28 protein-coding genes are annotated in these 25,801 nt (G+C 54.4%); 10 read left to right on the plus strand and 18 right to left on the minus strand.

The features are described from left to right. Positions 1-3: 3 nt before the first annotated feature. A complete protein-coding gene (locus tag AC6I9Z_RS02335) occupies positions 4-543 on the plus strand; it encodes a GNAT family N-acetyltransferase (protein WP_461457377.1) in 540 nt (179 codons plus the stop codon). 101 nt (positions 544-644) lie between these two features. Here AC6I9Z_RS02335 and rpoN read toward each other — a convergent pair whose 3' ends face one another. The 5 genes from rpoN to AC6I9Z_RS02360 all read right to left on the minus strand — a co-directional run bounded on the left by rpoN (position 645) and on the right by AC6I9Z_RS02360 (position 5,064). Further along, positions 645-2,168, minus strand: coding sequence for an RNA polymerase factor sigma-54 (gene rpoN, locus AC6I9Z_RS02340; RefSeq protein WP_109354650.1), 1,524 nt, complete (start codon positions 2,166-2,168; stop codon positions 645-647). A 19-nt stretch (positions 2,169-2,187) separates the two neighbouring features. Further along, complete coding sequence (lptB, locus tag AC6I9Z_RS02345) at positions 2,188-2,982, minus strand: LPS export ABC transporter ATP-binding protein (protein ID WP_461457375.1); 795 nt, start codon at positions 2,980-2,982, stop codon at positions 2,188-2,190. 213 nt (positions 2,983-3,195) lie between these two features. Then, on the minus strand, positions 3,196-3,741 hold the full coding sequence (locus AC6I9Z_RS02350) for an LptA/OstA family protein (RefSeq protein ID WP_461458219.1): 546 nt from the start codon (positions 3,739-3,741) through the stop codon (positions 3,196-3,198). A 3-nt stretch (positions 3,742-3,744) separates the two neighbouring features. Continuing rightward, entirely contained in the window at positions 3,745-4,389 is a 645-nt protein-coding gene (gene lptC / locus AC6I9Z_RS02355) for an LPS export ABC transporter periplasmic protein LptC (RefSeq protein WP_461457373.1), read from the minus strand. Positions 4,390-4,446: 57 nt separating this feature from the next. Next, positions 4,447-5,064 carry a ribonuclease D gene (locus tag AC6I9Z_RS02360; RefSeq protein WP_461457372.1) on the minus strand — a complete coding sequence of 206 codons (618 nt, stop codon included), beginning with the start codon at positions 5,062-5,064 and terminating at the stop codon, positions 4,447-4,449. Between the two features lie 146 nt (positions 5,065-5,210). Here AC6I9Z_RS02360 and AC6I9Z_RS02365 point away from each other — a divergent pair, with 146 nt between their 5' ends. Together AC6I9Z_RS02365 and AC6I9Z_RS02370 are read left to right on the plus strand one after the other, a co-directional pair. Continuing rightward, positions 5,211-5,573 (plus strand): DUF4870 family protein, encoded by a 363-nt coding sequence (locus tag AC6I9Z_RS02365; protein ID WP_461457370.1) that lies wholly within the window; start codon positions 5,211-5,213, stop codon positions 5,571-5,573. A 188-nt stretch (positions 5,574-5,761) separates the two neighbouring features. Then, positions 5,762-6,448, plus strand: coding sequence for a cold-shock protein (locus AC6I9Z_RS02370; RefSeq protein ID WP_109354660.1), 687 nt, complete (start codon positions 5,762-5,764; stop codon positions 6,446-6,448). A gap of 145 nt (positions 6,449-6,593) precedes the next feature. On the opposite strand, the gene AC6I9Z_RS02375 is transcribed toward AC6I9Z_RS02370, so the two are convergent. From AC6I9Z_RS02375 to AC6I9Z_RS02385, 3 genes are all read right to left on the minus strand, one after another. Next, positions 6,594-7,058, minus strand: coding sequence for a Dps family protein (locus AC6I9Z_RS02375; protein ID WP_109354661.1), 465 nt, complete (start codon positions 7,056-7,058; stop codon positions 6,594-6,596). Between the two features lie 136 nt (positions 7,059-7,194). Further along, a complete protein-coding gene (locus AC6I9Z_RS02380; RefSeq protein ID WP_461457368.1) occupies positions 7,195-7,761 on the minus strand; it encodes a TMEM165/GDT1 family protein in 567 nt (188 codons plus the stop codon). Positions 7,762-7,771: 10 nt separating this feature from the next. Next, positions 7,772-8,107 carry a hypothetical protein gene (locus AC6I9Z_RS02385; protein ID WP_461457366.1) on the minus strand — a complete coding sequence of 112 codons (336 nt, stop codon included), beginning with the start codon at positions 8,105-8,107 and terminating at the stop codon, positions 7,772-7,774. A gap of 205 nt (positions 8,108-8,312) precedes the next feature. Here AC6I9Z_RS02385 and rpmG point away from each other — a divergent pair, with 205 nt between their 5' ends. Then, a complete protein-coding gene (gene rpmG / locus AC6I9Z_RS02390) occupies positions 8,313-8,480 on the plus strand; it encodes a 50S ribosomal protein L33 (protein WP_066741431.1) in 168 nt (55 codons plus the stop codon). Positions 8,481-8,516: 36 nt separating this feature from the next. Here rpmG and AC6I9Z_RS02395 read toward each other — a convergent pair whose 3' ends face one another. Beyond that, complete coding sequence (locus tag AC6I9Z_RS02395) at positions 8,517-8,885, minus strand: response regulator (RefSeq protein WP_109354665.1); 369 nt, start codon at positions 8,883-8,885, stop codon at positions 8,517-8,519. 53 nt (positions 8,886-8,938) lie between these two features. Between AC6I9Z_RS02395 and AC6I9Z_RS02400 the strand changes: the two genes are divergently transcribed. The 5 genes from AC6I9Z_RS02400 to AC6I9Z_RS02420 are packed head-to-tail and all read left to right on the plus strand — an operon-like array spanning position 8,939 to position 12,299. Then, positions 8,939-9,226, plus strand: a complete 288-nt coding sequence (locus tag AC6I9Z_RS02400) for a DUF3572 domain-containing protein (protein WP_109354666.1) — start codon at positions 8,939-8,941, stop codon at positions 9,224-9,226. Next, positions 9,223-9,897 carry an HAD family hydrolase gene (locus AC6I9Z_RS02405; protein WP_461457363.1) on the plus strand — a complete coding sequence of 225 codons (675 nt, stop codon included), beginning with the start codon at positions 9,223-9,225 and terminating at the stop codon, positions 9,895-9,897. Before AC6I9Z_RS02400 ends, AC6I9Z_RS02405 begins: the two co-directional genes overlap by 4 nt. 13 nt (positions 9,898-9,910) lie before the next feature. Then, positions 9,911-10,378, plus strand: coding sequence for a RidA family protein (locus AC6I9Z_RS02410; RefSeq protein ID WP_461457362.1), 468 nt, complete (start codon positions 9,911-9,913; stop codon positions 10,376-10,378). Next, complete coding sequence (locus tag AC6I9Z_RS02415; RefSeq protein ID WP_461457361.1) at positions 10,350-11,117, plus strand: glycerophosphodiester phosphodiesterase family protein; 768 nt, start codon at positions 10,350-10,352, stop codon at positions 11,115-11,117. Before AC6I9Z_RS02410 ends, AC6I9Z_RS02415 begins: the two co-directional genes overlap by 29 nt. Before the next feature lie 15 nt (positions 11,118-11,132). After that, a complete protein-coding gene (locus AC6I9Z_RS02420) occupies positions 11,133-12,299 on the plus strand; it encodes a GNAT family N-acetyltransferase (protein WP_461457360.1) in 1,167 nt (388 codons plus the stop codon). A 5-nt stretch (positions 12,300-12,304) separates the two neighbouring features. On the opposite strand, the gene AC6I9Z_RS02425 is transcribed toward AC6I9Z_RS02420, so the two are convergent. The 4 genes from AC6I9Z_RS02425 to AC6I9Z_RS02440 all read right to left on the minus strand — a co-directional run bounded on the left by AC6I9Z_RS02425 (position 12,305) and on the right by AC6I9Z_RS02440 (position 19,975). Next, positions 12,305-12,601: an SEL1-like repeat protein gene (locus AC6I9Z_RS02425; protein WP_109354674.1), complete on the minus strand. Its 297-nt coding sequence runs from the start codon at positions 12,599-12,601 to the stop codon at positions 12,305-12,307. Between the two features lie 174 nt (positions 12,602-12,775). Further along, positions 12,776-13,615 carry a pantoate--beta-alanine ligase gene (panC, locus tag AC6I9Z_RS02430; RefSeq protein WP_461457358.1) on the minus strand — a complete coding sequence of 280 codons (840 nt, stop codon included), beginning with the start codon at positions 13,613-13,615 and terminating at the stop codon, positions 12,776-12,778. Between the two features lie 16 nt (positions 13,616-13,631). Next, a complete protein-coding gene (locus AC6I9Z_RS02435) occupies positions 13,632-17,813 on the minus strand; it encodes a translocation/assembly module TamB domain-containing protein (protein WP_461457356.1) in 4,182 nt (1,393 codons plus the stop codon). Next, entirely contained in the window at positions 17,813-19,975 is a 2,163-nt protein-coding gene (locus AC6I9Z_RS02440) for an autotransporter assembly complex protein TamA (RefSeq protein ID WP_461457354.1), read from the minus strand. The genes AC6I9Z_RS02435 and AC6I9Z_RS02440 overlap by 1 nt, the downstream gene beginning before the upstream one ends. Before the next feature lie 252 nt (positions 19,976-20,227). Between AC6I9Z_RS02440 and AC6I9Z_RS02445 the strand changes: the two genes are divergently transcribed. Next, entirely contained in the window at positions 20,228-20,785 is a 558-nt protein-coding gene (locus tag AC6I9Z_RS02445) for a hypothetical protein (RefSeq protein WP_461457353.1), read from the plus strand. Between the two features lie 9 nt (positions 20,786-20,794). On the opposite strand, the gene AC6I9Z_RS02450 is transcribed toward AC6I9Z_RS02445, so the two are convergent. Genes AC6I9Z_RS02450 through AC6I9Z_RS02470 form a run of 5 tightly spaced genes read right to left on the minus strand, consistent with a single transcriptional unit; the run spans position 20,795 to position 25,727 of the window. Then, entirely contained in the window at positions 20,795-21,991 is a 1,197-nt protein-coding gene (locus AC6I9Z_RS02450; RefSeq protein WP_461457351.1) for a winged helix-turn-helix domain-containing protein, read from the minus strand. Further along, positions 21,969-22,883 (minus strand): DMT family transporter, encoded by a 915-nt coding sequence (locus tag AC6I9Z_RS02455; protein WP_461457349.1) that lies wholly within the window; start codon positions 22,881-22,883, stop codon positions 21,969-21,971. The genes AC6I9Z_RS02450 and AC6I9Z_RS02455 overlap by 23 nt, the downstream gene beginning before the upstream one ends. 41 nt (positions 22,884-22,924) lie before the next feature. Next, the gene (locus AC6I9Z_RS02460) at positions 22,925-24,067 is read right to left on the minus strand and encodes an acyl-CoA dehydrogenase family protein (protein WP_461457347.1); all 1,143 of its coding nucleotides are present in this window, start codon (positions 24,065-24,067) and stop codon (positions 22,925-22,927) included. Positions 24,068-24,091: 24 nt separating this feature from the next. Continuing rightward, positions 24,092-24,535 (minus strand): acyl-CoA thioesterase, encoded by a 444-nt coding sequence (locus tag AC6I9Z_RS02465; RefSeq protein ID WP_497811154.1) that lies wholly within the window; start codon positions 24,533-24,535, stop codon positions 24,092-24,094. Next, positions 24,525-25,727 (minus strand): iron-containing alcohol dehydrogenase, encoded by a 1,203-nt coding sequence (locus tag AC6I9Z_RS02470; protein ID WP_497811156.1) that lies wholly within the window; start codon positions 25,725-25,727, stop codon positions 24,525-24,527. The genes AC6I9Z_RS02465 and AC6I9Z_RS02470 overlap by 11 nt, the downstream gene beginning before the upstream one ends. Between the last annotated feature and the right edge of the window lie 74 nt (positions 25,728-25,801).

Below are 25,801 nucleotides of genomic sequence, written 5' to 3' on the forward strand. Positions count from 1 at the left end.
TCTATGACGAGCGAAGAGATGACGATTCGAGCGGCACAGGAACAGGATATCCCCACTTTGCACAAGCTGGTTGAAAGTGCCTATCGCGGCGATAGCGCCAAACGCGGCTGGACCCATGAAGCGGACTTACTCGGTGGGCAAAGGACCGATCTTGCAGCGCTGCAGGAGATGATGGCGGATGTGAGCCAGGTCATTCTGCTCGCCATGAACGGAGCCGCGATCGCCGGCTGTGTGCAACTGATGCGCGTGAAAGACGGACTGGCTTATCTTGGTCTGCTGACCGTCGATCCGGACCGGCAAGCCGGTGGTTTGGGAAAAATCTTGCTCAATGCGTCCGAGAAATATGTCGCTGAAAACTGGCAGGCCAATGCAATTGAAATGGCCGTCATTCGCCAGCGCGCCGACCTGATCGCTTATTACGAACGGCGGGGCTATGCACAGACCGGTGAAAAGCGGCCTTTCCCGCTCGATGACCCGCGCTATGGCTTGCCGAAGACGCAGGAGCTGGAATTTGTGGTGCTGCGAAAAGAGATTGGAGGTTGAGAGTTTGTGCTCCGCACTTGATGCGGAGTCTAGAGTAGATCGTAAGGGCAGCCATCCTGGGTTCCGCATCAAGTGCGGAGCACGGCAGCGAAAGACGAATTCTAGGCCGCCTTACCCTCAAGCGCCTTTTGCCTGCGGCGTTGCACCGAACTACCAAGCCCCAGCGCTTCGCGATATTTGGCCACCGTACGCCGGGCGATATCAAAGCCTTTCTCTTTGAGCAGAGCGACCAGTTTGTCGTCCGACAGGATCTTCTTCGGATCCTCATTGTCTATCAGCGCTTTGATATGGCTCTTCACCGCTTCGGCCGACGCCGCCTCTCCTCCGGTCGAGGACTGAATGCCGCTGGTGAAGAAATATTTCAGCTCAAACGTGCCGCGGGAACAGGAGAGATATTTGTTCGACGTCACCCGGCTAACGGTCGATTCATGCATCTCGATTTTGTCAGCCACATTTTTCAGCGTGAGCGGTCGTAAATGCTCCACCCCTTGGCGGAAGAAATTTTCCTGCTGTTTCACAATTTCGGTAGCAACCTTGATGATCGTCCGCTGCCGCTGATCCAATGCTTTCACCAGCCAACTGGCATCGGCAAGGCAGTCATTGAGCCATTCCTTGGACGCCTTGTCCTGTGCCCCGTCTTTCAACTCGGTAAAGTAAGTGCGGTTTACCAGTACCTTGGGCAGTGTCGCGCTATTCACTTCGATCAGCCATTTGCCTCCGCGTTCCGCAATGAAAATATCCGGTACAACCGCCTGCACATCCCCGCCGCCAATCTTGCAACCGGGCTTGGGGTCATAGGCGCGGATTTCCGATATCATATCCATCAGATCTTCATCATCCACGCCGCACATGCGTTTCAGTTGTGGCAAGGCCCCTTTGGCCAGCAGATCAAGATTGTCGATCAGCCGCGCCATCGCAGGATCATAACGATCCGCTTCCTTGGCCTGCAGCGCCAGGCATTCCGCCAGATCCCGCGCACCAACGCCTACGGGTTCCAAGCTCTGGACCTCGGCTAATATGCGCTTCACATCGTCCAGCTGCACGCCCAACCGATGCGCAAATTCCAGCAGATCAGCCTGCAGATAGCCACATTCGTCAATCTGGTCGATAAGATGCTGCGCAATGAATAGATCCTTGCCAGACAATATCGCGCCGGCCTGTTCCATCAGATGCTCCGCCAGCGTTGTTTCGGCCACCAGCATATTTTCAAAGTCCGGCGCCTCACCGCCCACAGCACCGCTGCCCGACGAAGAGGGGCCATTTAATCCCAGACCGCCGTCCAGAGCGCCATCGCTTTCGCTGAGGCTGTTGTTTGAAAACTGATCTGCATCTCCTGCCATGTCGAGCGTCGATTCCGCTTCGGCGGGACCAGAAGACAATATCTCGTCACTGCCTTGTGTGCCGGGCTCCGGAGAGAGGTCTGCTGCACTGTCGCCGCCTTCATCCCCTCTGGCCTCAGCGCTCAGCTCGCCGGTGTCCAGCAAAGGATTTTTCTCAATCTCTTCGGCAATATAATTTTCCAGCTCGAGATTGGATAATGCCAGCAGCTTGATCGCCTGCTGCAATTGCGGCGTCATCACCAGTGACTGGCTCTGCCTTAAATCAAGACGCGGCCCCAATGCCATTATATCGGCCTCGACCTAATCACAGCGCAAAGCCCTCGCCAAGGTACAGCCGCCGCACATTTTCATCTTTGACCAGCGCGTCCGGGCTGCCCGCGAACAGGACCTGGCCATCATAGATGATGCATGCCCGGTCCACGATATCGAGGGTCTCGCGAACATTGTGATCGGTGATCAACACACCGATGCCGCGATTTTTCAATTGCACCACGAGATCGCGAATATCGGAGATCGAAATCGGATCAATGCCCGCAAATGGCTCATCCAACAAAATGATGGAGGGGTCGGCCGCCAAAGCCCGGGCAATTTCACACCGCCGGCGTTCACCGCCAGACAGAGCCATGGCGGGCGAATTACGCAATTTTGTGAGGCCAAATTCGTCGAGCAAGCGGTCAAGAGCTTCTGCCCGGACCGCTTTGTCATTCTCGACCATTTCGAGTACGGCCAGAATATTCTGCTCCACTGTCATCCCCCGGAAAATCGATGTCTCCTGAGGCAAATATCCCAATCCCAATATGGCCCGGCGATACATGGGAAGCGGGGTGATATCTTCGCCATCCAGCATGATCCGGCCCGCATCAGGACGCACCAGCCCCATGACGGAATAGAAACAGGTCGTCTTACCCGCACCATTAGGGCCAAGCAGGCCTACGACTTCGCCGCGTCCTACCGAAAGCGACACATCTGACAGGACCGTGCGTTTGTCATAGCTCTTGGCAATAGACACAACGGCCAGGCCATGTTCCATGGCGTCGCTCGCCATTGCGGAACCGGTGTCGGCCACGGCTGGCGTTTCAATAATGGTCGCGTCGTTCATTTTCGTCCTTCGGTTCAGGTCCTGTTTGAACCTGATTAGATTGTATAATGGTTAACAACATGGCCCAATTCACTCGAAATTGGCAAGCTTTATGCATGATTGATCGAAAATGGTTCTTTTTGGCGCGAAAGAGCCATGTTTTATTGCCAATCTGCCTATAAAACACCGCAAGACTTGGTCCAAAAATTAATATTATCGCCGAATTGGAGAAATTTAGTCGGTACGCTGAGGCACCGTGAATGTGCCCGAGACACGGCCATCAGATCCTCGGGTGCCCGGAGTGGAGCCACCGGCGGCACGGCCATCTATGGTCGAACGGCCTGACGCCAGATCAATAATCACCCGGCCACCAGACAATCTATTGCTCCCCTGTGTCAGCGTCACACCGCCAACCAATGTTATCAGACGACGGTTCAGGTCATAAATCGCAACGTTTCCGCTAGCGGTGTCACCCCCTTTGCGGATCGTCACCCCGCCAGAAGCATCAATCCGGTCAACCTCAATGCCGCTGGTATTGCGATAAGCCACAGTCATCCGGGCCGAATTCAGGACAAGGCCAGCCTGCTCAACGCGCACGGCGCCAGACAGAACGACACGGTCAGCCCGATCCTGCACCTCTATTCGTCCAGCATCGAAATTCACCGGTGCATTGCTGTTATGCCCGCCAAAAACCTGAGCAGGGGCAGGGCCAGCCAATGTCAGTACACCAGCGGTGACTGCCAACGCCCCCAAAGAGGCTGCAAGAAAAGAACGTTTGATCATCTATCGGCCTCTTAGTCCGTTTTGGACGATACGCAACTTTGCGTTGCCATCCAGTGTAACTGTTCGTTTGGTCATGTCAGCTTTCAGGCTATTAGCCCGAAAGGTGCCCAGGTTCGTGCGGCCTTCCACCGGCGCGTCACTTTTCAATGACCGGCTTTGCAGGTCCACCGTGACGTTATTGGTGGTCAATCGGTATCCGCCGGCGCTTTCCACCTGAACAGTGCCTGGCACCGTGACATCCTCCCGGTCCATATTATAGCGGCCGGCGCCGGCGCGAATTTGGGCCGGCCCGTCGCTTAACAATATGCGCGCCGATAGATCATTTAACTCCACCACCGCTTCTTGTGAACTTTTCTGGACTGCAGATCCCGCCTTGATCGAAAATGGGCGGCCCTGACTATCTTCGCCGCGGTAGAGTGCTTCGGTTACCCGCATCCGTTCTTTGGCAACATCGACACTATCTTTATCAAGCACAAAGCTGAGCTCACCGCCGGTCGTAAAAGGTGCCAATGCCAATACCGCGCCCAAGGCGCCGACGGCGAGCGGCAATATCACCCGCAGAAGCCTGATGTTACGGTCATGGCTACCCCCAGGGGAGGCAAATTGCTGACGCTTGTTTTTGATATGTTCGGTCTTGGCAGTCATCTATCTGTAAACGCAGAGCACCTGTTGAAATTTATCATTGCTGAACCGCATGATGTTCTAGGCATGGGAAAAAATATCGGTTTCCGGCCAGCCGGCAATATCAAGCCGCGCCCGATGCGGCAAAAAGTCGAAACAGGCCTGCGCCATCGCGGTGCGTCCTTCCCGTTCCAGACGAACTTCCAGCTCCTCTTTCAACCGGTGCAGGAAACGGACATCGGATGCTGCATAATCCCGCTGTGCATCGCTCAGCTCCGGTCCTCCCCAATCGCTGGACTGCTGCTGTTTGGAAATATCCTGACCCAATAGCTCACGGACCAGCTCCTTCAGACCATGGCGATCAGTATATGTGCGGATCAGTCGTGACGCGATTTTTGTGCAAAAAACCGGTTCTGCCATGACGCCCATATAATATTCGATGGCAGCCAGATCAAAACGCGCAAAATGATAAAGCTTCGTCCGGGTGGGATCAGCCAATATCTGTTTCAAATTCGGCGCCGCAAAGTCACTGCCGGGACCAAATCGGACCAGATGCTCGTCTCCGTTGCCGTCCGAAATCTGGAGCAGGCACAGACGATCCCGCAATGTTTGCAAACCCATGGTTTCCGTATCCACGGCCACTGGTCCATCTGCCAAAACACCCTGAGGCAGATCTTCTTCATGGAAAAATACTGCCATTACGCTTCGCTCCGCACTGTTGGACCGGAAAATCTTTTAAAAATAATACTCATAGCTATAGTATGTGCCGCACCACAGGCTAAACAGCAAGAATTAGATTGCTGTTAAAGTTCAGAATTTGAAGCGTTAAAGAGGGGAAGATCGAGATGACAGACCAAACACCGGAGCCAGCATCAGGCGGTTTTGACATGAACAAAGCGACAATTGTGTCGTTGCTCTACATTGCCAGTTTCTTTGTTGGCGTGACCGGCATTGTCGGCGTGGTTCTGGCCTTTATCTGGAAAGACGAAGTGGCCGGCACTTGGGAAGAGAGCCATTTGCAGTTTCACATCATGACCTTTGTAATCGGCCTGATTGGCAGTGTTATCGGGATTGTCCTGTCGATCGTGTTGATAGGTATTCCTATCCTGATTGCTTTGGCGATCTGGGTTTTGGTACGGTCCATTTTAGCGCTTTTAAAAGCCCAGAAACAGGAACCTATTGCCGATCCAAAGACCTGGCTCTTTTAAACGATCGAATTTGACTCTTATATGATTCAACCGAAATTAACCTTATGCGGATTTTTATTCGCATAAGCTTTGGTTTTTCTATATGGTTACGCCGCGCGGTATCGGGATTCGCGTAGGAAAATGCTCGGGCTATCGTCCGCTACGACATTGGATTTGATTTATCGGACGAAGTGAAAGACGATTCAAGAATGGGTTTTGACAGAAACCGGCGTGGCAGAGGCCGGGACAAGCGTGATAGCTTTGGCGATGAGAATTTTGATGGGTATCAAGGTGATAGCGGCCCTCCAGTAGAAAGATATACGCGGCCGGATACAGGTTATAGCGGCGGACAGCGCGGTGGTGGCCATGGCGGCGGCCACGGAGGCGGAATGCCTGATCAGGTTGTGGGCGAAAGCACGGGCAAGGTAAAATTCTTCAATGCCCAGAAAGGCTTTGGCTTCATTGTTCAGGATACCGGCGGTGACGACGTATTTGTGCATATTAGTCAGGTTGAGCGCGCTGGCCTTAAAGGCCTCGCGGAGGGACAAGGCTTGCGTTTCTCTCTGGTTGATCGCGGCGGCAAAGTCTCCGCATCTGATATTCAGATTGAAGGTGACCTGATTGAGGCTCCGGAACCTGTCGCCCGCGAAGATCGCGGTGGGCCACCCCAGCGTGAGCTGACCGGCGAGAAAGCAAGTGGCACCGTCAAATTTTTCAACAGCATGAAAGGCTTTGGATTCATCCAGCGTGATGATGGCCAGCCAGATGCATTTGTTCATATTTCGGCTGTAGAACGCGCTGGCATGAGCGGCTTGGAAGAAGGTGACAAGCTGGAGTTTGAACTGGAAGTGGACCGTCGCGGCAAAACCGCAGCAGTTAATCTGGTTTCCAAATAGTCGTTACAACCTGACCACAGGTTGGAATGAGAAAAACTAGCGGGCGAAAGTCCGCTATTTTTTTGTCTGACAGGCAGCCATCGATAAAAAGGCCGACGGAGCATTTCGTCTACCGGCCCTTCCATACTGATTTGCCAATCGGAAATTAGGCGCTCTGTGCGCTTTCAAGTAGAAACCACGCCCGCTCTTCAGCCTGATCGGTCCAGTCGTCGATAATGCCGTCTGTTGCATTGTCGCCAGCCTCGCCAGCCAGCTCTTTCGCGGTTCGCAGATTTTCCACCAGCGCCAGATTGTCCTGACGCAGCTCCTTCAGCATATCTTCAGCAGAAACTTTGCCAGCGTCATTATCTGCAATATCCTGCCGTTTCGCAATATCACCAATGGATGTCAGCGTCCGCTGGCCATTTTTCCGGACACGCTCGGCAATCGCGTCCGTCGTCGCCAGTATCTGCGCGGCCTGATCATCAAACATCAGATGATAGTCGCGAAAATGCGGTCCGGACACGTGCCAGTGGAAGTTTTTGGTTTTCAAATATAGGGCAAAGCTGTTTGCCAGCACTGTATTAAGGGATTCGGCCAGTGCTTTTCTTGCATTGTCACCAGTTGTCATATCGGTTCTCCATTATTCTTGGACTTTATGGAGAGTAAAATAGGCGTTTACATCCGACATGGCCAACGCAAAGCTTGGCTTTATATGATCGTATTTATCGATATGTAGAGAATATTTTAATCGGTTTTCCCGCTTTTTAGAATATCCCCCAGGCGCTAAGCGCCATCATCGAACCGATTATCAGAAATATGGAACCACCCGTGTAGCGGATGGCTCGAACCGGTAACATCTGCGCCAGTTTTTCCTGAAATATCAAGGCTGGAACACAGGCGAGCATAACGCCAATCCATCCACCGGCGGCCGCAAAGATCCAGGCATCGGTACGCGCGGCTGTCGCTGCCAGTATGAATTGGCCCTTGTCGCCAAATTGCAGAATGAAAAGACCCAGAAATGATGTCCAGAACGGCCCCAGAGTCCATTTTTCGAGCAGATCAACCGGTCGCCGCCAGATCAGCATACCAATGCCTGCAAGCAGTAAAGAAAGAGCGTAGAAAAGCCGCAGAGGCTCTTCGCTAATCCACTCATTCACCACAGAACCGCCAAGTGCGGAAATCAGACAATTGAGCAGCGTTGCCAGTCCTAGCCCCCAGATTATCGGAGTGACACGCCCATAGCGAATGGCAAGTGCTGCACATAAAATCTGCGGCCGATCACCAATTTCCGCCATAAGCAGCGCGAACAAAGATGTCAGGAATGCATCCACAGACTGGCCGTTAGGGCTGTCCGCCCAACCGCAACGCTACATTGGCCATCAACGTTTCCACCACAGCCTTGTTCAGTGGTCCGCATTTCAACGCATCCCGCATGGCACCCAGATATGACTCGGCGACAATGACCCCTTTTCCGCTTTGCAGCGCCTGTTGCAGTGCTGATTCAAACGTACAGCTAAGATCATGTAAGGCGGTCAAATGATGCTGCGCCGCTTTTTGCCGGATTTGATCCAGATGCATCAGAAACTGCACCGGATGCTTTTCCACCAGAGAAGATGGCATACCCTCCAGCAAAGCTAGCATTTCTGCCTGAACGAGTAGATTTTGATCATGATCCATAGGATTGCCTCATTTACCGGTGCACCATGCAAAAATATGGTTAATGGGCAGTAAATGGTGCCGGGACTGTTTCAGACGGGCCGTTCCTATGCTTTTTCTTGACAATCATCGCAGGTTTCAGCATTAGCGCGCTCAATTGCTGCGGATTGCACCAGCTTTTTTGGGCAAATCGCACCTTCAGAAAATTGCTTTTAAGGAATGCGCCATGGCGAAACCAGCCAATGTAAAAATCAAACTCGTCAGCACGGCGGATACCGGCTTTTTCTACGTAACCCGTAAAAACCCGCGCAATCTCACCGAAAAAATGGTGCAGCGCAAATATGATCCGGTTGTGCGCAAGCATGTCGAATTCAAAGAAGCGAAAATCAAATAAGCTTTTTTGCTGAAAATTTGAAAAACTGAATCGCGATTATCGTTGCAGGACGCCCTGTACCGATTCGATAAATTTCGCCACTGATATGGGCTTTGAAACATAGGCCTCTGCTCCGGCAGTCAAAATCCGGTCTTCATCACCCTTGCCCGCGTAGGCAGTGACCGCCATGATCGGTATGACTTTGAGCTGTCCGTCCTTCTTGATCTGCTCGATCAGGTCCAGGCCGCTGACGTGCGGCAGCTGGATATCCATGATCACCAGATTGGGCACGAAACTGCGCGCCTTATCGAGCACCTCGCGGCCATCTTTCACCGGTTCGACAACAAAACCGTGCGCGCGCAGCAGGTCGCAGAACAGTTTCAGGTTCAGCTCATTATCTTCTACGACCAGAACTCTTTTTGCCACGGTGCGACTTGCCCCTTCCAAACGCCCAGTTAACCCTTTAGGCGAAAGCCGAAATGGAAACAAATAGCAATATCTCTGCAGAAACCGAAATATTGGCGCTACAAGCCCTCGGCTGGGTCTTGCAGGACGAAGATCGTGCACAGCGCCTGCTCGCCTTAACCGGCCTGGACCCGAGAGAGCTGCGCTCTGGCTTGGAAGACCCGGCGATGCTTTCCTCGCTTTTGGGATTTCTTGCCAATCATGAACCCGATCTGGTTGCCTGCGCGGAATCCATCGGTGTTCCGCCTGAAAAACTGGCCGCCGCGGCACAATATCTAAACAATCCCGGAGATTTTACATGAGCCAGAAGCCGCTTCTGATAAGCGACTGCGACGAAGTATTGCTGCATATGGTCGTGCCGTTTCGCGAATGGCTGGATGCCGACAAGCATATTCATTTCGACCTGGAATCCGGCAGTTTTGTTGACGCGCTGCGCCACAAGCATGATGGCACATTGGTCCCGCAGGATGCTGTCTGGCCGATGCTCAAGGAGTTTTTTGACGGTGAAATGCATCGGCAGGGTGCGATAGATGGCGCTGTCGAAGCCATAAACAGGTTATCCGAAACCGCTGATGTCGTGATCCTGACGAATCTTCTCGATGATCGCAGGGATGCCCGTGCAGCCCAGTTGCGCGCGGTCGGGATTGATTTTCCCGTCTATTGCAATCAGGGCGGCAAGGGTGAACCGCTGGCGAAAATTGTCGCCGATCATAATCCCAGTGTAACCGTATTTGTCGATGATCTGGGACATCAACATGGCAGCGTCGCCAAATATGCGCCTGACGTTTGGCGATTGCAAATGGTCGGTGAACCGATATTGGCCAAGCATATCAAGACCAATCCCGCCGCTCACGACCGCATTGACCTTTGGTCTGATGCGCTTGACTGGATTATCGACAAATTTGAATCTGGAAAAGCCGCGCCAACCATAGATTTGCCGCCGGAAGAGCTTGACCAGTTTGCCAAGACATGATTGATTTGGTGCCATGACAGACAATATTGAAAAAGCATTGAACGACAAAGGCATAGAGCTTCCTAAGGCCGCCGCGCCTGTCGCATCCTATGTCCCGGCCGTGGAAGTCAACGGTCTCCTACACATTAGCGGCCAGGTATCAATGACCGATGGCAAGCTGATTACCGGCCGGTTGGGCGATGGCATGACCCTTGAAGACGGGCAGCAGGCGGCTAAAGCCTGTGCCCTTATGATTGCGGCACAGATCAAGCAGGCGGCCGGATCACTGGACCGCGTTGATAGAATCGTAAAACTCGGCGTGTTCGTGAACAGCACGGCTGACTATACCGATCATCCGAAAGTCGCCAATGGCTGCTCTGACATGATGGAGATCATTTTTGGAGCTGCCGGGCAACATGCACGCAGCGCGGTCGGTGTTGCCGCGCTTCCACTTGGTGTTGCGGTAGAGGTGGATGCTATTGTCGCTCTCAAGCCGGCTTGATGCGCTGCTCGCACCAGCGCCCGAACCGGCTCGGGTCGCGTTTCTGAAAGGCCAGCCTTATGCCCATCGCGGGTTGCACGGGAATGGTGTTTTGGAGAATAGTCCGGCGGCCTTTGATGCCGCTATAAGACAGGGCCATGGCATTGAATGTGATGTGCAGGCCGCCGAAGACGGCACTGCCTTCGTTTTTCACGATTTTGAGCTAGATCGCTTGACAGGAGAAAAGGGCAAGCTGGCAAATCTGCGTGCCAGCGACATTGACGAGATAGATCTGAAAGACGGCCACGGAAAAATCCCGCGCCTTCGCGCGACACTTTCGCAGATTGCCGGTCAGGTGCCGATACTGATCGAGATCAAGTCCAACGATATGCGCGTCGGTCCGCTATGCCTTTCGGTGCGAAGAGCGCTGGAAGGCTATACGGGCAAGGCGGCGATTATGTCATTCAATCCGCTGGTATCCGCCTGGTTTCGCAAAAATGCGGCGCATATCGTGCGCGGACTGGTTGTGACTGAAGAGGGCAGCAAGAACCTGAAAGGACGGGTCGCACGGCATCAGAGCCTATGGACGGCAAAACCCGATTTTCTGGCCTATGATGTGCGGGACTTCCCGTCGTCATTTGCCGCGTCCAATCGGGCACGCGGTTTACCGGTCGTCACATGGACCGTCCGTACAGCGCAGCAGGAGAAAATCGCAGCGATTCATGCTGATGAACCGGTTTATGAGATGCCGCAGAGCTGATAACATTCCCGTCACATGTCAGAATCTCCTCCTCCAACAACCGACGATCCCACCGGAATTATCGCCCGCGTGGCGGACGATATTGCTGGCTTGCCTGCGGATGAGTGGGATGCCTGTGCAGGTACAGCCAATCCTTTCATATCTCACGACTTTCTGTCGGCGATGGAGGAATCGGGCAGCGTCGGGCCCGGGACCGGGTGGAAATCACTTCCCATCATCATCGAGGATGAAGCGGGAAAGATAGCGGCCTGCCTGCCCAGCTATTTAAAGTCCCATAGCCAGGGCGAGTATATTTTTGATCAGCAATGGGCCCATGCATTTGAAAATGCCGGGGGGCAATATTATCCGAAAATTCAGATTGCCTCCCCTTTCTCTCCTGTGCCGGGCCCACGGCTGCTGCTAAAAGACGAAACCATGGCCGTGCCTTTGTTGCGCGCTGCGCAGCAGTTGGCAGCCAATAATGGCATTTCATCGGTTCACGCGACTTTTGTAGCTGAAAACCAGCTCGATTTTTTCCGTGAAGCCGAATGGATGATCCGCGCGGACAGCCAGTTTCACTGGCGCAATGATGACTATGCCGATTTTGACGATTTTCTCGCGGCCTTGTCATCCCGCAAACGCAAGGCGATTAAAAAAGAACGCCGGAAGGCGCAGGAAGCGGCAGAAATCATCCATGTTTCCGGCGATGATATCACCGATGGACATTGGGACTATTTCTGGCAATTTTATCAGGATACTGGCGCGCGCAAATGGGGAACACCCTATCTGACCCGCGCCGCATTTGATCTGCTGCACCAGAAAATGGGCGAAAAGCTGTTGCTGATCCTGGCGGTCCAGGACGGTACCCCGATTGCAGGCGCGCTGAATGTGGTGGGCGAAGAGACTCTATACGGCCGCTATTGGGGCTGTAGCCGTGATGTGCCGTTTCTGCATTTCGAGATTTGCTATTATCAGGCCATTGATGCAGCCATTTCGCGGGGCTTGAAATATGTCGAGGCCGGAGCGCAAGGCAGTCATAAACTGGCGCGCGGCTATCAACCCGTGCCGACCTGGTCCGCTCATTATATTGTTGATCCCGGTTTCCGGTCGGCCATAGCCGATTATCTGGACCGGGAACGGCGGGCGGTTGCCGCCGATATTGAATTTCTGGCCGAAATGGGGCCGTTCAAGAAATCCGGTTAGGCGCTTTAAGCGGCGCGGCGCGAGGTTTCCTGCAACCAGCTGCGGGCTTCGCGCTGTGCTTCGGCAATTTCGCGAGCGGTCATCTCGAGTGAAATCTCTGCCCGGCAAACTTTGCTTTCATCGTGGCCGGATAGTGACGCCAGATTAAACCATTTATGTGCTTCGATCAGATCAACGTCCACACCTTCTGAACCAGTGGAATAGATTACACCAAGATCAAAATATGCGTTGCTGCTGCCCCGTGCCGCTTCCGCGAGCCGGCTTTCTATCAAAAAGGCTGCGCTTTTCATGCTGTTGCCCATAGTCTTCAAGTCCCTGTTCCTATTGCGCCTCATTTGGCGACAGGTGGACTTTCACAGCAATTTCTTAAAAGAATGGTTAACGGAACCTGCAGAAACTTGCGCCGCGGACCCAAAAAACACCATAAAACCGATATTTTACACAAGTTTGCAAGGTTAACGCATCCCGCGCTGGTCCTAAGTTACAGCGATATTGTCAATCAATCTGGTGCTGCCAATATGCGCCGCCGCCAATAAACGGGCCGGATTGTCAAAAATAGTCATGTTTTCAAGTGTATCGGCATTTCTAAGCTCAAAATAATCCACTTGATGGAAGCCGGATGCCAGTATTTTCGCCTCTGCTTCACTTAAGATAGTGGCAATATCGCCGCCTCCTTTGATCGCCTCCGCGGCGGCCCGCATGGCGTCGGGCAAAGCCACCGCCTGGCTGCGCTGCCCGGGCGTCAAATAAGCGTTGCGAGAAGACAGAGCCAGACCGTCCGGATCGCGAACCGTCGGTACACCGATAATATCATGCGTGAAATCAAGATCGCGTGCCATCCGCCTGATGACCGCCAGTTGCTGATAATCCTTCTCGCCAAAAAAGGCTGCATCGGGCCGGACCTGATTGAACAGTTTTGCCACCACTGTCGCTACGCCGTCAAAATGGCCAGGCCGTGATCCGCCGCACAGACCAGAACTCACTCCGCTGACGCTGACATTGGTCGCAAAGCCATCGGGATAAACCTGATCCACTGTAGGCGCCCAGACCAGCTCCACACCAGCCGCTTCCAAAAGAGCGGCATCAGCCGCCTCCTGGCGCGGATAGGCGTCCAGATCTTCGCCCTCGCCAAATTGCGCCGGATTGACGAAAATAGAGGCCACAACAACATCGCATTGAGCCGTTGCAGTCTCAACGAGCTTCATATGACCTGCGTGCAAGGCGCCCATAGTCGGAACCAAACCCAATGTTGATTTTTCCTGCCGGATATTCTGCAAGGCGTTCCGCAGCGGGCCCAGTTCTCTGATAATTTGCATGCGATTATAAGCTTTCTCAATAATCCCTGGATATCTGAATATTCGCGCTCTGTCGTCCCAATGTTGAGATGCTGGACAATATCGACAGCCAACGGGTGATCTGGAATTCCAACCGCGTCGCACTATAGCCCTGACCATCGGTTATCAGCTCGACATAGGCCCGCCGGGTAATATATTTGCCCGCCGCGATGGAAGTGCTTTGACCGGTGGTGACATCGGCCGGCAATATGCGCAAACGGTCGAGGCCAACAGCTTTGCGCAGCTGGTTTATGGGGTCGAGCCCGCCGCCGCTATTGAGGGAAGCAACGGCAGCGGCCAGTTGCACAGCCTCTGGTGCGGACAGGTCAGATATCGAGGCACCAAACAGGACGCGAGATAGCAGTTCATCCTGCGGCAGAGCGGGTATGCTGTTAAAGGCGATTTCGGGGCGATTGCCGGTGCCGGTAACATTGATTGTAGCGTTGAGGCCAGTCAGATCCGCCTCTGCTTCAATATCCAGCACCGGATTGGGTGGCTGATCCCCAACAAAACGAATGCGGCCGCGTTCGAGCTGAAAACGGCGACCAGCAAAAGTATAGTTCCCGCGAATAAGGTTCGCGCTGCCAATCATCGAAAAATTGTCGACAGGGCCGGAAACTTTAAAATTAGCGCGCCATTCGCTGTCCAGACCCAATCCCTCAACCTGCAACCGATTGGGCGCGTTGGCATTGAGCGCAAACCGCCAAGGGCGGCTACTAACCACTCGGGGGCGTTCATCGGCCCGGCGATTAATCTCACGGACTTTGATTTGCGGCAAGGCTGCTGTTTCGCTGGCATTACCAAATTGAAAGAAGCTGCGGTTGAGCGTTACATCGCCAGATATCAGGCCGCCTTCGGCAGAACTGCGAATTTGAATTGGACCAGTCACCGTTGCGGCAAAATCATCCCGCGCTATCAAGCGCGCTTGTTGGGCGGTGAGGTCAAGCATGATACCAATGCCCTCGCCCGGCGCGACCGCGAAGTTGAAGTTCCCGCTGCCGCTTACCGATCCGCCCCCTCTGGTAGTGCCTGTTATATTGGGCAGCACCAGCCGTGATCCGTCAAACTGCCCTTTTGCTGTAATACCGGAAATCACGGTTCCGGTCAGTCCGCTTTCCAGCCGTGCATTGGTGGTGTTAACGGTCCCGCGAATTTGCGGATTGGCAAGTGTGCCGCCAACATCGGCGCTCATGGCAACAGGACCGGTCAGATCAAATGTCTCTACACCGGTCAGCCGCCAAAGCGCATCAGCCGCACCATTGAAACGCGCCTGCGCAAATAACGGGCTGCGCAACAATTCGTCTTTCCAGTTGCCGTCACCAAAGCCAGTTACCCGCCCCTGAAACCGGCCAATCGTCTTGGCCTGTGATTTAATAATCCCCCGTGCTGCTGCATTTCGTGCGGACATCGCGACATTGAGGCCCAGATCGACCGGGGTGGATGTCAGAATAAGTCCTGAACGAGTCAGGCCCTTGATCGTCAGTTTGGCGTCACCGACGGGCATTTGCGATCCTGTCTGCGTCAGTTTGACAGTGCCATTGGCCTCTCCGCCCAGCTCCAGATCATCATTGACAATATCCACAAGCGATAGTGGCATTTTGGAAAGCGTCAGATCGAGCCGGGATGAGTCACTGGCCCATATTCCCGAGAAACGGGCCGAACCGCCGCCATAAGTCAATATTGTCGGCGAAGCAGCCCAACCACCACCTACACGGCGAAGCTCAAGTGGACGGCGAAGCTTCAGGACCCTTCCTTCGAATAGACCTTGACCTGTCATCACATACCGGTCCGGGGTGATATCGGCCTTTGCCTGAAAATTAAACGTGCTGCCACGCGTACCCGCAACCGAGAAGGTCGCGTTGCCTGTCCCGTTTGTCAGTTTTGTATTCCCCGCGATCCGGCCCACCATCAGGTCGCCCTGACTGATCCCTTGTGCCCGCACGGTTGCGGTTATATCTGACCGACCCTCGATCAGAACGACATCGGCATCCAGCGCGCCTGTGCGAATGAATATCGGCGTTTCACCATCGAAGCGGGCATTTTTGGCGGTCAGCTTCGCCTGGATGAGTTGACGATTGGCACCGGGTTCAAACAGGACATTCCCGTCTACGCCGCCGCCGCTAATCGCCAGATTGCCGGCGAGGCCGGATGCGGTGGGCCGAATGGTGCCGGTTGCCAATGTGTCAGATACTTTCAGTTGTTCAACACGGACCAGCGTATCCTGCCCCGGCAGCGTTACGATTGCGCCATTACCGCTGAATGGCCCCAGCGTTGATCCGCCCGCAGTGGTAAAGGCGAAACCATTATCCGCCGGGTCGAGATTGACTTGCACCGCGGAAAGCCCCGCCGCAGGCAGCGGGCTGTCGAGTAGAACCCCAATTTGCGGCCGGGCCAATGGTCCTTCAAGGTCAAGATCAAAGCGACCATATTGGTCATGCGTGCCGCTGCCGGTAAACTCGAATATGGTCGCGGTCTGCTGCACCCCGCGGCCCTTGAAACCAAGCTTGGGCGCTTGAATATCAAGATCAGTGAAACGTAGCTTCTTGTCATCGCCGATCGCCAGACCCGTTTTCACCACCGGCAAGCCGCCGCCCAATTCGCGCAGGAAGACATTGTCGAAACGCCGCAAATTGGCTGTGACATCGCCGCTCAGCGCAAGGCCGCCTGCACCGGGCTCCAACACAACTGTCGCTATGATATCCGCCACACCAACGCCTTGCACAGCAAATCCTGGCGCCTGTGCATCTATTGCAATTTGATATTTGCCGGTCGCTAACGGGACCTCGATATCAGCTGTGCCTCGTGCGGTATCGGTAGTGATGACCGCATTGTCAGCATAGAGCCGTCCATTCTCCAGCCGCAAAAAGGCCTTGCCATTAAACCCTGACAAAAGCTGTTTCAGCAGGTCACCATTGCCGATTAGTGAGCCGACTGCCAATTCGACTGGTACATCAAAACCACTGGCATCGCGCTGCCCCTCGCCCGATGCATTCACATCACTCAGTAGCGTTTTGCCAAGTGCCAGTTGCGGTGCGGTCAGCAGATATTGGTAGCGCAGCTCCGAAAATTTGCCATTGAGCAGCGCTTTCAACTCCAGATCCTGTGCCTTCATATTCGCAACCAATGCCCCGGGGTTGCCCACATCAAATTCGACCCGCAGCGCATCCAGAGCGTTGCGAGCGAGATCAATGCCCCCCACCGCGGTCACGGTTGCCGCATTGGAACGTGCCATCAAATCAATCATGACAAGCCGGTCTTCTATCGACGCATTGCCATTGATCGCCAGCTGCGGTGTGGTCAATCTTTGCCCCAATCCAGACGGCAGCAAGGCCGACGCGACACTGCCATCATAGCCGAACAGTCCGTCGCGAGCTTCCAACATCATGTCAGCAAGCTGCTGGTCGGCGCTTGTTACCGACAGATTGCCGTCCCATTTCGTCCAGTCACCATCACCAGCAAGCGTGATCGCATAATCCTGTTGAAACCCAAGATAACCAGCAATCGCGCCATCGGCCGGAGCTGTGATCTCGGCATTCAGGTCAAGCTTCTCGCGCTCTGGCTCCGCGTTGAGAATCACGTTTATCTTGTCGCCGCTGCGCGTCGTCGCGGCATCGAGAGTGATCATCGCGCGCCCGGACCGGATATCAACGGCGCCGGCCAGATCAGCGCGCTGTTCTTCGCCGGTAATGGCTCTACCGACAGCCAGATTATCCGCCCGAAAAGCACCCAGGTAGATGTCAAAATCGGGCAGCAGCGGACCATCTTCCTGTGTATCAATAAGCTGTGGCAGTCGGTCCAAACGCGCTTTGGTAACCACCGCATTGGAAACGTTCAGCTCGTTAAAAATCCATGCCAGCGGATTCCAGTCAACCCCGACGCGGCCGGCCTGGAAAAACAAACCCTTGGGATCAGATAGTTCAAGGTCAACGACCTCCATCTGTCCGTAAATCGACCCTTCAATAGCGCCAATACCGATGCGCAGGCCGTCTTCGGGCTCCAGTGCCTCGACCTTGTCGATGATGAAAGCGTGGCCGTTATCGCTATCCAACCAATATGCGGCACCAGCCAGAACGATGATACCGAACAGCAAAATCGATCCCAATAGCGCCCAGATGGCGCGACGCACCCTGCGGCGAGGTTTGGCCGCGTCAACATCCTGGATAGGCTCTTCACTGTCCATCAGAATGCCTGACCCAGCGAGACATAGACGGCGATCCGGGAATCCCCTTCCTGCGGATTAATTGGCGTGCCGACATCCACCCTGATCGGCCCAAAGTCGCTATAGTAACGCAGGCCCAATCCGGTGCCGAAACGCAGTCCCGTAAAATCGGGCAGCGAGTTCGTGTAAACATTGCCAGCATCAATAAAGGGTACGACACCAAAATTACCGCCAAATGCATCTACACGCACGCGCGCTTCCAGTGAAAATTCGACCAGGGAGCGACCGCCAGAGGGGTCGTTATTCACGTCGCGCGGACCGATCCGCTGAAAACCGAAACCGCGCACCGAGCCGCCACCGCCAGAATAGAGACGGCGCGATGGAGCAATCCGGTTGCTGCCGGCACCGACAATCGAGCCCAATCTGGCCCGTCCGGCCAGAATAATTTTATCCGACACGGGATAATAGGTACTGCCATCAATCTGGCTACGGGCATAAAAAAAGCTGCCTGACTGCAATGAAGCCTCTGGTGCCAATCGCGCGCTCAGGCGAAAACCGCTGGTCGGATCCAGCAGATTGTCACTGCCATCATAGGCCAGAGTTAGCGGAAGGGAGCCGATGAAGAAGGTGTCCCGCGCTGTTGTCTGAATATTGCCATCAATATCACGTTCCTGCGATGCGAGCAGTTCGATCCCTGCTGACCAGTTCCATTTCTTTTGGAAAATGAGATTGCTTTGCCGCTCCAGACTGGCGGAGACAGAGAATGTGCGCGCTTCGAAGGCTGAATTATCAACGTTGCTTAGCGCGACCTGACCGTTAAGAACATTGTCCCGGCGGCGGAAATTGTTACGCCGATAGGTTATGCTGCCCGATTGTTCCTGGGTAGCCAGGACGCCGGTCAGTCGGATCAGTCCTTCCGGCGGGAATAAGTTGCGATGCTCCCAGCTGACTTCCGAGCGCAGTCCTTCCCCCGTCCCATAGCCGATTGCACCCGATATTGTGCGCAGCGGCGCCGCCGTAACGCTGGCGGCGATATCCACGGCGCCCTCTTCATCACCTGCGGCCACAGGTTCAAGTGTGACCGTCGATACCAGTCCGGTGGCAATCAAGGCACGCCTAAAATCCTCTACATCTGATTGTTGATAGAGATCGCCTGCATCAAACCGCGCGATCAATTCGGCATGATCAGCGCTAAACAGCTCGGTATCGTCCATCAGGATCGAACCGAAAACATATTTCTCGCCAGGCGTAACGACGATATCAAGATCACCATTACGTTCCGCATGGTCGACGGTCAGCTCCGGCTCGGCAGTTTCGGCAAAGGCATAACCGTTTTCTGCCATTTCCTCGTCCAGCCTGGCCCGTGCTTCCATGATCCGGTCACTATTGATGATGTCATCCGATTGCAGCCCGAAAGCATTGCGGAATTTTTCTGCATCACTGCCTCCCGCTTGCTCCAGACCGTTCAGCGTGATTGCATCGAGTTGATATTGCGGGCCAGCCGTGACAGCAATTGTTACATCTATGTCAGTGCCTCGTCCCGCCGCGAAGCTGTTACGAACAATTGCATCATAATAGCCTTCGATGCGCAGCAACCGCTCAACCAGTTCGCGATCTGTTTCCGCACGCCGCTTGATCTGAGCAAAATTTGCTTCATCGCCACGATATTCCTCCAAGGCAGAAAGCGCTTGAAAGCGCTGGTTGAACATCGTGCTCAGAGTAACAGGCAATCCGGTGAATTCTAACTCGTAACGGCGCTCTGCCAAACTATCGCCAGGCTGAAAACTCGCCGCGATACCCTGTTCCAACTCGGCTTCCGCCTCGGCCCTGATATCTTGATCTTCAATTTCAGAAATTTCTTCTTCGGCAAGGCGGCGATCCATCTCCACATCACGGGCCGTGTCCACAGCCGGTTCTTCCGGTGCGGGGCTTCCAGGTGTCGGGGCGTCAAGTTCCGGCCATTCGACGCCAAAGTCAGGCAATTCGGCCAGCGGCTTATCAGGGTCCAATGGCTCCAGGTCGCTTGAAGTATCGGTATCGCTACCGCTGACCAACCCATCACCCTGGCCTTCGGTTTCAGCTTTTTGTGCAAATGCCGGTGATGATACGACCGGTGACAAGGCCACCAGCATACAACCAACCAGCAACATGAAAAGGCAGTAACGATACGCGGTCAGGCCCATAGCCGGTGCTTTAGCCGTTCGGTTCAAAGGAAGCTAATAAAATAGCTGAAATTTCCGGCAAGCCAATCAATTAGCCAGACAATCTGCGAAAATGATTGCATGAACGGGTTGGTATGAGCTGTTGATTGCTCATCCACTCAGCGTGTCTCGATGGTTTATTTTAACCGGTTGTTAACCAAGTTCTACCATATTCGGCGGGTGGATATGAGCGGCCCTGCGTATCGGGCTGCAGCAAAGTGGGGATGTAAGATCATGTCGAGTATACGGACCTTATTGATTGAAGGTGCTCTTGTCGTCGGTATATTAATGGCCGGTATCGCCACGGCACATGCAGCGCCGTTGCAAGCTGCCATCCAGAGCGCTGATCCGCGCGCCAATGTGAAAATTGAGAGCGCAGTGCTGGTGGAGCGGACTGAACCGGATGCAACCGGACAGGAATCAACAAAATTGTATAAGCCGACCGAGGTGAAGGTAATTCCCGGCGACAAGCTTGTTTTTGTAAACACATATCGCAACACCGGCGGCGCAGCGGTGACGGGGTTCGTTGTCAACAATCCGGTTCACAAAGCCGTGACCTTTACTGGTGTCAATGAGGATTGGGCCCTGGTGTCAGTAGACGGTGGCCAAAACTTTGGGAAATTAACCGAACTGACGGTAACTGACACAGCCAGCGAAAGTAACGATGCCCCAAGCACCAGCGTTACCCGCGCCGCACAGCCAAGCGATGTTACCCATATTCGCTGGACTTTCGATCAGGCAATTGCTTCCGGAGCTTCGGGTGAGCTGCGCTTTAGCGGTATCGTAAAATAAAAGACCGCTCTAGCGGCCTATCCGGTCGCAATGCCATTCGACACGATCAGCATTGATCAACCGCGCCAGCCGCGCCAACTCGGCATCGAGCTTGCCAGCGCGATCATTGGTCCATTTTATCCCCTTTTCAGACCATATCTGAATTACCTTCAACAGGCCCGCTTTGCGGTCTGCTTTTAACTCGATACGGCCAACAAACCGGTCCCGTTCCAGCAGCGGATAAACATAATAGCCCCAGCGCCGTTTGGCGGCGGGGACGAAAATTTCGATACGATACTCAAAACCAAATAGCCGGCTAAGCCGGGTACGATCGCGCACCGACGGATCAAAAGGGCTTAATATGCGCAGCCGCGATGTTGGTGCCGGAAGACTGGACAGCAATGTCTCGATATCCGGCGGAGCGACCATGCTGATCCAGTCACCGCCAACGGTTTCCAGTTCGACCGGAACCAGATGATGTGAAGCCGTATCTGCCCATGCCCTGACTTCCCGGGCATCGAGCGCCGCCCAGAACCTTTGTATCTCGCCCATGGTACCAAAGCCCAGTCGGTCCAGCGCTGCCTTGCACAACCAGTCTATCTGATTAGCGTCGCTATGGGCTATGTCCCGGTAGGCGGAGGGAACCACGCGCTCGGCAAGGTCGTAATATTTGACGAATTTCTCGCGATGCGATGTCGCAAGCTCCCCGGCATACCAGAGCTGGTCCAGCACCCTTTTGTGCGGCGGCCGCGCCCACATCTCCTTTTTCCCGATGATCTTCGTGTCAAAGGCATGGGTCGATAGAGGTCCTTCTTCCGCTATCCGCCCCTTGATCGCGGCGATATCTTCTTCCGCCATCACCTTAGGCTTGCCCGCCCGTTCTCCCAGACGGCGAAACTGGCGCTGCCAGACCGGGTAAAATTCCATTGGCAACACCGATGCATCATGGGTGAAATGTTCAAAAACGGTTCGCTCGTTGGCCAGCAAATTATTCAACATCGGCTCGCGATAATTCTGGTTGCGGCTCCACAGGATATGGTGATGCGCGCGCGTGACATTACGGATCGTATCAAGTTGAACAAAGCCGAGATCGGTGATGATTTGCAGCAGGTCGAGCGGACCGGTTGGCGTACGGGCCAAACCCTGCCGGTCCAGCCACATGCGGCGCGCATCACGATTCTTGATTTTTAGCGCCACTGGACCATCAGATTGCTGTCGTTTCAACATGAGCAACGGGTCGCCCGCGACGGGTAGCCAATATACATCCTGCAACGATCAGCACCGTACCCAATATCGTCGGCAGCTTGACAAGTTCCGAAAAGAAAACCCATCCGAAAATCGCGGCCCAGACAAAGGCGCTATATTCCAGATTGATCAGCACCTGTGCCTGCGCCCGCGCATAGCCCCAGGCGATGAACAGTGCAGAAATGACCGATAGCAAAGCGGCTGCAAGAAATTCCGGTGCATATTGGACCTCCGGTACGACAGCCAGAAACGGAGCGACCAGCCCATAGCTTACCCCGACCACAAGATTCTGGAAGAAGCTGATCTCGATCGGGTCTGCGAGTAAAGCCTGACTGCGCTGGATCACCAGATTGGCCGCATAAAGCAGCGCCGATAACAGGACGGCCCCGAAACCGAGCAGCTCTTCATCGGTATAGTCGCCGCTCATTTTGCCCCAGCCAATCACGACGACACCGGCAAGACCAAGAACAGACGCGAAAATTGCATTGCGGTGAATGGTTTCCCCTAGAAACACAGCCGCCAGATACAGCGCGATAATGGGCGCGATGAATGAAAGCGCCACCGCTTCGGCAATTGGGACATGTATCAATGCCCAGAAAAACAGGAAGGCCATGAAGACTGTTATGATTCCGCGCTGCAAATGGATTTTCAGCGTTGGGCCAGCCGGCATTTTCGGGCGGCGCGTCAGATATAATATGCTGACCAGACCAAGCGCGAGCAGCACCCGCCACAATATCGCATTATAAGCGCCCAGCGAGATGCTGAGGCTTTTCATCGTGACATCCATCAGGCAAAAAAAGGCCAAGCCCGTCAGCACGGATCCAATGGGCAGTATTGGTGCGCCTTGTGACGGGGAATCGGAATGGACAGACATTGAAATGCTATCGGGCTGGCAAACAAAAAAGTCTAGCTGTGTTAAAGACCCATTTGCCGCACAGCCAGATCGCGCATAATTTCCTCTGATCCGCCGCCAATCGCCATGACTTTCACCTCGCGGTAAAAACGTTCGACGACATTACCCCGCAAATAGCCAGCACCGCCCCAGATTTGCATCGCTTCGCTAGCACAATATTCCAGGTTCTTGGTGCTGAAAAACTTGGCTTTGCATATCTGGTCAACCGGCATTCGATCATTTTCTGCCAGAAAACAAATCTGATTGACCCAAGCCTCAGTCGCATCAACCCGGGCTGACATCTCGGCAATCTTGTGACGGATAACCTGATGCTGGCTCAGCGGTTTCCCGAAAGTTTCACGCTGTTGCGCATAGGTGATGGACTCTTCCAGCAAGACCCGCATCATCCCCAGGCACTGAGCAACCATGCCGAGCCGTTCATAGTTGAAATTGTGCATGATCTGGATAAAACCGCGCCCTTCGTCGCCGAGCATATTGCCAGCGGGGACACGGACATCATCGAAATAGAGCGTTGCCTGATCCGACGCCCACCAGCCCATTTTCTTGTCGAGCGCGGTACGGGAGAATCCTTCCATATCCTTCTCGACCAGAAAGAGCGAAATGCCATTCAGCCCCTCGCCGCCGGTCCGCGCACCGACCACAAAATAGTCTGATGTCATCCCGCCAGTAATGAAGGTTTTTGACCCGTTGATAATCCAGTGATTACCATCTTGCCGCGCCGTCGTTTTCATATTTGCCACATCGGAGCCGCCACCCGGTTCGGTTACACCGAGACTGGAGCCGACACGCCCCTGGACAATGTCTTTGAGAATGCGGTCCTTGATCTCCTGTGACGCCAGTTTTTCGATCGGGCCGATAGAGATGCTGCGCCCGCCCAGTGCTGCCAATGTACCGCCATTATGGGCACGCGCTGCTTCCTCTCCCCAGATGCAGCGCATATACATATCATCAAAGCCAAGACCGCCATATTGCTCCGCGACACCAAATCCCCAGGTGCCTAAGGCACCTACTTTTTGATGGACTTCCCAGGGGATTTCGCCCGCTTCGTCCCACTCATCGGCATGAGGCTGCAACTCGGTTTCGATAAAACGCCGAGTCATGTCTCGGAATTGCTGGCGTTCTTCGGTATCGGCGGCGTGGCGCATGATCCTTATCCTTTAACTGCTCAGTTAAAGGGTTATCAATTCCAGCGCAGAACGCAAGGGCGCGGGCAACGGCGTTGGTCGCCTGTTCTCTCGGTCCACATAGACATGAGTAAAGCTACCTGCCGCCGATGCGGTCGTCTCATCGCCGCGAAACAAACCGACTCCATAGGTCACGCTGGTCCGGCCAAGCTTCTCGACGCGGATACGTGCCTCAACCAGATCGGGAAAGGCAATAGGCGCAAAATATTCGCAAGAAGTCTGGACCACCAGTCCGATGACATCGCTCTTCTCAATGTCGAGCGCACCTTGTTCGATCAAATAGCGATTCACCGCACTATCAAACCAGAAATAATAGACTGCATTGTTAACGTGACCATAAGGATCATTGTCATTCCAGCGAGTGGTGATGGATGAACCAACGCGATAATCATCCCACACAGGTGGTGGGGTACGCTCTTTACCAGGCATCGGCGTAGATCCGCTTGGCATCGGCGAGGTCCAATTCTTTGGGATTGTTGATCAGCAATCTGGTCTGCAACATGGCGGCCTCAGCGAGCTCATCGACTGCGTCTTCAGCGATGCCGACTTCACGCAAGCGACGGGGCGCGTTCACCTTCACGGCCAACCCTTCGAGATAGTCGATCAATTCCTGCGCCCGGGCTTCCGCGCTATTCGGACCCGCTTTTGGCACATCCAGCGCATCGGCCAATTCCGCATAGAGCGAGGCCGCTGCTTCCAGATTGAACTGCATGATATGCGGCATGACGAGCGCGTTGGAGAGGCCGTGCGGGATATGATAAATCCCGCCGAGCGGATAGGCGAGCGCATGGATCGCACCGACGGGCGAGTTCGCAAAAGCCTGTCCCGCCAGCATGGAGCCGCGCAACATGGCCTCGCGTGCGACCATGTTGGCGCCGTTCGAACAGGCGGTTTCAATATGGGCGGTGAGCAGTTTCAGTGCCTCAATCGCAAGCATATCGGACACCGGATTCTTCGCATGACGGCCCGTATAAGCCTCTATCGCATGGACCATCGCATCTATACCCGTAGCTGCGGTCACGGCGGCTGGCAGACCAAGTGTTAGCGTGGGGTCGAGTATGGCGGCGTCGGCAAACAGATGCGGCGACACGATGCCGGCCTTGGTCGTCTCACCCGTTGTCAGGATAGAGATGGCGGTCACTTCGGAACCCGTGCCCGATGTCGTCGGGATTAATATCGTCGGTAAGCCTTTGCGTGCCAGTTGGCCCACACCATAAATGTCCGAAAGCACCTGCGCATTATCGACCGCCAGCGCTGCTACAACTTTAGCGGTGTCCAGTGAACTACCGCCGCCCAGGCCAATGACAATATCGACATCAGCGCTCTTCGCTAAATCAATGGCTTGCTCGACCACCACTTCAGGCGGGTCGGCTATGACCGCATCAAATATATGCGCTGTCAGACCAGCATCGGACAGCGCTTGCTCTACAGGAGCGATAAGACCAGCGCCGATAATGCCCTTGTCGGTGACAATCAGCGGACGGGTTCCGCCAAGCGCAGCGACTTGATCAGCCAACATTGAAAGACAGCCCTCGCCAAAATGCAGGACCGGTACCGTTTGGAAACTATAGCTATTCATAGCCGGACTTTTGCACCGATCATCGCACTGCGCAACCGGCATCAACCGAGGTCAAAAAAAGGGGCCGGAAAACCGGCCCCTCCTTGTGGTGACGAAATGCCCCCAAACTGTTTAAT

The organism is Parasphingorhabdus sp. (assembly GCF_059726685.1).